This is a genomic window from Psychrobacillus sp., from assembly GCF_056205495.1.
In genome coordinates this window covers 1-5,226 of the sequence record NZ_JBAEAP010000442.1, presented here as the reverse complement: position 1 = coordinate 5,226, position 5,226 = coordinate 1, and the positions used below count along the sequence as shown (strand labels likewise).

Sequence of the window (5,226 nt, the reverse complement as noted above, 5' to 3'; positions counted from 1 at the left end):
TTCCTGAAGCCGAGAGTAAATACGACGTTCCCGTGGTGATGATAAAGGCAACGCACGCACAGAGAACGACCAACCCGATTCCTAATGGCAATCCATTAATCGCCATATTCAGCACTGCAGTATCAGGAGTAATATTAGGGAACATCACAATTGCCGCAGTTGCAAAAGTTATCGTTAATCCAATTACCAGAACGCTTCCTACAAAAAAACCTATCGTAGACTTTCTTGCAGTTTTTTCATCCTTTGCCGCAGCAAAGCGCTGATACATGTTTTGATCACCAAGTATCAATAAAAACAAAGGTAAGAAATACCCTAATAATTGCAAGTTACTAAGCCCGCCATTCCATTGCTTTGTCTGCTCTGGAAGATTTAGAGACAATCCCTCCAAGCCTCCAACTCCATTTAACACGAAAGGTAACCCTACTAAAAAACCAAAAACAATTAACAGTGCACTTAGCGCATCTGTGTATGCAACCGAGAATAACCCCCCACTTACTGTAAGGAAAATAACAAGTATGGCGATGATAATGGCGCCTGTCTGTATAGGTAATCCGGTTGTAATTTGTAAAACGTAAGCTCCACCAGTAAACTGGTAAGCCGTAATTCCTACATACGCCAGAAGTATTAAAATACTTGCAACAAGTCTGGCTTGACTTCCAAAACGCTTTTCAATAATTTCTGGAACAGTAAAAGCTTCCCCTTTTCGAACCCTACCTGCGATAAAATAAAGTACGATAATACCGAAGATGCCACCCGACAGATTGAAAATGGCTGCCCATGGACCATATTGATAAATGAAGCTTGCTCCACCCACAACCGTTCCTGAACCTACAAAGGTAGCTAATAAAGTTCCAGTCATAACCCATAAGGGGAGTGTTCTGCCTGCTGCCATAAAATCTTTGCTAGTCTCAATTGATTTTTTACTAAAGTAAACCCCCATCAAGGCCATTACAGCTAAATAAATAACGACGGCTATTAAATAAATACTCATTCCTTTCCCTCCCCTAATTAGTTATAAAATTAAATCCTCTAACTTACTTGGATAATGAGTAATTAACTGTGTCCCCTCCCCCCTTAAAATGACTGTATCTGAATGCCTAAAGCCCCCAACACCAGGTATGTATAGCCCAGGCTCCACACAAAACACCATATTTTCCTGTAATACAAGGTCATTAGAATACTTTAATGACGGCTCCTCATGAAGACCTATCCCTATACCATGACCAGTCCGATGTCTCACATATTGCTCCATATTTGCATCTCGGAAAACTTGTAAAGCAACCTCGTTTACCTCTGCTGCTGTTACACCTACACGTATAAAGTCTAATGCAGCCTGCTGCGCTTCTTGAGCAAGCTTAAATGCTTCCTCCTGTTCTAATGTAGGATTACCAACAAAAAAAGTACGTTCACATTCTGCGCGGTATCCATTTATACCAACCTGTCTGCTGTGAATCACAAGATCATTCTTATTAAGCTGCCTTGTATTAGAGAAGACATGCGGCATATTCGTACGTTCTATTCCAGAAGGTGACATAACGAAGTAATCTAACGTCGAATTAGGATGCCTCTTTGCTACCTCTAGAAAAAGAGCTGTATTTCCAAATTGATCTATCTCCATTTCAGTCATTTCAGGTGTTGCATGCTCTAACGACTCTTTTAATGCCAGGCTGACCAAGTTACCTGATTCAATAATTTGTTCTATCTCTGCTTCCTCTTTAATAGCTCTCATATGGATAATTTCATCATCTATGCTAACTAAATCAAATCCCTTATCTCTCAACCTCTTTCCTAGTTCAACTGGGAGTGAGGCAAACTCGACTCCAATCTTAGAATTTTTTGGATAAGAGGTAATCACTTCTTCAAATAGTTCTATATAAGAATTAGCCTGTGTTTGATGCAAAGGTGTTTCATAGTAAACAAGTAGCTGGTCCGCTATAGACTTTTCCTTGGCATGAGTCTCTTCTAAAGATGGCACTACTAGTTTTGTATGTTGTTGATCTACAAACAAAACTATCGGTCTAGAATATGTGATTGCCTTTAATCCACTAAAATAATATTGGTTTTCAAAGTTCAAAATAACTGAACATGTCAGTTCCTTGTCATCCATTACCTGGCGTAACTGATGTACCCTCTTTTCTAAATTCATATGCTTATCCCCTTTCTTAATTAATAAAGAGTCCATCCTTCATAATCCTCTTGTTACCCTTCAAAATAGATAAATCGTCTAATGGGTTATCCTCCAAAATTAGTAGATCTGCGTACATTCCTTTCTTTAATAAGCCCCTATCACTCAGCCCTAAACATTCTGCAGCTACTTGTGTAGATGCTTGAAGAACTTCCATTCTAGACATTCCCGCATCCTCCATTATTAATAATTCGTCAAAATAGTAGCTCGGTGGAGTAACCGGTGAACCACAATCTGTCCCAGTTGCTATCTTTACTCCAAGCTGTACAGCCTGCTTTAGCATGTTCTCATGTGGTTCCACTACATGCTTTGCCTTTTCTAACGCCCATGCTGGTATATGCTCATCCGTAGCTAATCTTTTCATAACAATCATCGTGGGCACTAAATAAGTGTCATTCTCCTTCATTTTTTTGAGTGCACTTTCATCTGCATAAATGGCATGCTCAATTGTGTCCACTCCTGCCTCTATACAATTGTGAATTCCTATCAAGCCTTCAGCATGTGCTGCTACCTTCTTATTCTTCTTGTGTGCCTCCTCGACAGCCGCCTTCATCTCCTCCACATTTAACTGCGGAGAACCTGGCTCCTCTCCAAATGTATAAATACCTCCAGTTGCCATAAGCTTGATCAGATCAGCGCCTTCCTTCATTACCTCACGGGTAGCTCGCCGAACAGCATCGGGACCATCTGCTTCTTTACCTAAGTAATGGACATGTCCCCCTGTCATACAAACTGCAGGACCAGAAGCAACAATTGTCGGGCCAATTAAACTTCCGCTATTTATCACATCTCGTAAATTTAAAACACTTTTCCCTGGAGAGGCAACATCTCGAACTGTGGTGATCCCCTCCTTTATCGTTAGAAGTGCATGCGAGTAAGCCTGCAGGGCAACCTTCGATTCGTCTAGATGCTCTATCTTCTTTTGCGGATCTTCCGTTCCATCCCACACTAAATGCACATGACAATCAATTAACCCTGGCATAACAAATTTTCCCTTTACGTCAACTAAATTTGCAGATTCCGTCTGCTCTACTTTTCCAGTGCCAACCTCTACTATTTTTTTATCCTCTATTATCAGATAAGCGTTTTCCTTTATATCTTTATTTAGTCCGTCAATTAACGAGCAGTTATACAAAATAGTCTGCATCTATATCCCCGTCCTCTCTTTAGTTAATAGAAATTTTAGATTTTTCTAATAAATTTTTCATTAGTTAAGGAGCACAAAAAAAAGAGACTATTTTATAGCCTCTAAACAAAATTAGTCGATTAACCTTAAGGCAATCGCAAATAGTAGGTAATGATTTTGATTTTCAAAGCTAATATCCGGGTATAGATCTTGAATTTTTTCTAGTCGATAGCTCACAGTATTACGATGGACAAATAATTCCTCTGCACTTTTTTTCAGACTAAAAAAATTCTTTAAATAGACATCCAATGTTTTTGTTAATTCTGCATGATTACATTCATCAAATTCTAATAAAGGCTTAAGCAATCCCCTTGCTGCCTCCTGCATCGAGCTCTCCTCTTTAATCAAAAATAAAAATCTTTCCACACCTATGTTTTGGAATAGAATTAGATTGCTATTCCATTGATCTGTAAGCTCTAAACAACGCTTTGCTTGTTTATACTTAAGCGAAAGATCTGCCTCACTCCTGATCGGTCTACCATCACTGACTCCACAATGAACTCCTTGCAAAGTAGATAATAACCCCTTCAAATGTTGTGTTTCATAAGGAATAGAAGTGAGGCAGATAACCTCCTGTTCATATATCCAAATAATATTATCTGAATTTATTCCACCCAGCTTATCGTAAATGACGGTAAATCCATAATTGATTAAATCTTCATTATCAAAACGAAATACATACAGATAAGGCATTTTTTTTAGAGAAGAAGAAAGGCTAGAAGAGCGACTAGATTCTCGGCGTTTATTTTCAATAATCCCTTCCAATGTTCGTATCTCTTGGTTTTTCAAGAAACGCTCTAACGATTTTCTTTTTACGGCATCCAGCAGTAATGCCGTCCTCCCATACTGAATGGCAGAGTTAACCATCAACTCCTCTACTCCGTTATTGCATATGATTAAGAATCCGTGATTTTCTGTATGCTCCATAATTGGGAGAACCGAAAATGCCAAATCATGCTGTGTAGAAAACGACTCGGTCAATACCTTTTCTACCTCCATGTATTTGCCTTTGTATAACCATTCTTTTTCTTGCTCTAAAACGGCTTTAACTGTAAGGCTATATTCCTCTCGATTATATGTATTGTTAGTCCAAATAGAAACAATGTTTAAGCTTTGATCCAGAAAAACGATCGGTGAAGCAAGATACTTCCCTAATGTTGCAACGATATAACTAACTCCCTTATCTTGGGCAACTGCCTCTAGTAATTGAAGATTCATCTCCTCAATTTGTACACGAAGAGCATCATTCTCTCCTAAAAGTAGCTCATTAAATTCTTTAAAAATCTCCTTATAAGACAAATCAATTGGTATTGTAAAAATAGGAAGCGAATGCGTATTAGCAAGCTCCAACAAGCTTTCTGGAACCACCGCACAACCAGCAGCATGGATACCTAGTGCTGATATCTTTCGTGAAATCAGCCATTCCACATGCGAAACGATTCCCTGCTCACCCTCAAAAGCCGCAAAAGTAGTCAAAATAAACCCAAAAGGATGAACACGCTCACTCCTTAACGGAAGCTCCTGAATATTAATATAATCTATTCCTCTTCCCTTCCCTTTCTCCCCACCAACCAAAAGAATCCCATACTTCTCTAGCCTACAAGCCAACTGCTCAACTGAAACCAAACCAATCACCACCCACATCATTAATATATTTAAATAACATACTAACAGAAAATTTAGTCACTTTTCTAACTATTTATCCAAGCAGCTATTATTACCCTTCTATTCCTCACTATCCCCCCATTATTCCCCCCATTATTATATGGATATTATGACAGGTGCCTGGCACCCGTAATAATATCCATATAATAAAAATCAACCACTTTTCTTACGTAACCGTCCTCAAATAACA

Annotated in this window: 4 protein-coding genes; all 4 read right to left on the bottom strand. The window is 38.8% G+C overall.

Features of this window, described 5'->3' with window-relative positions; genetic code table 11:
- Positions 1 to 991, bottom strand: a 991-nt coding sequence (locus AC06OU_RS12855) for a sodium:solute symporter family protein (protein WP_475856253.1), incomplete at its 3' end; no start/stop codon positions are given.
- 21 nt (positions 992 to 1,012) lie between these two features.
- The gene (locus tag AC06OU_RS12850; protein ID WP_475856251.1) at positions 1,013 to 2,146 is read right to left on the bottom strand and encodes a M24 family metallopeptidase; all 1,134 of its coding nucleotides are present in this window, start codon (positions 2,144 to 2,146) and stop codon (positions 1,013 to 1,015) included.
- A gap of 16 nt (positions 2,147 to 2,162) precedes the next feature.
- Positions 2,163 to 3,332, bottom strand: coding sequence for a metal-dependent hydrolase family protein (locus AC06OU_RS12845; RefSeq protein ID WP_475856249.1), 1,170 nt, complete (start codon positions 3,330 to 3,332; stop codon positions 2,163 to 2,165).
- Positions 3,333 to 3,443: 111 nt separating this feature from the next.
- Positions 3,444 to 4,997 (bottom strand): helix-turn-helix domain-containing protein, encoded by a 1,554-nt coding sequence (locus AC06OU_RS12840; RefSeq protein WP_475856247.1) that lies wholly within the window; start codon positions 4,995 to 4,997, stop codon positions 3,444 to 3,446.
- Between the last annotated feature and the right edge of the window lie 229 nt (positions 4,998 to 5,226).

Bases quoted from the DNA above. Each gene is read 5' to 3' on its own strand.
- AC06OU_RS12850 (WP_475856251.1), bottom strand. From the start codon at position 2,146: ATGAATTTAGAAAAGAGGGTACATCAGTTACGCCAGGTAATGGATGAC.
- AC06OU_RS12845 (WP_475856249.1), bottom strand. From the start codon at position 3,332: ATGCAGACTATTTTGTATAACTGCTCGTTAATTGACGGACTAAATAAA.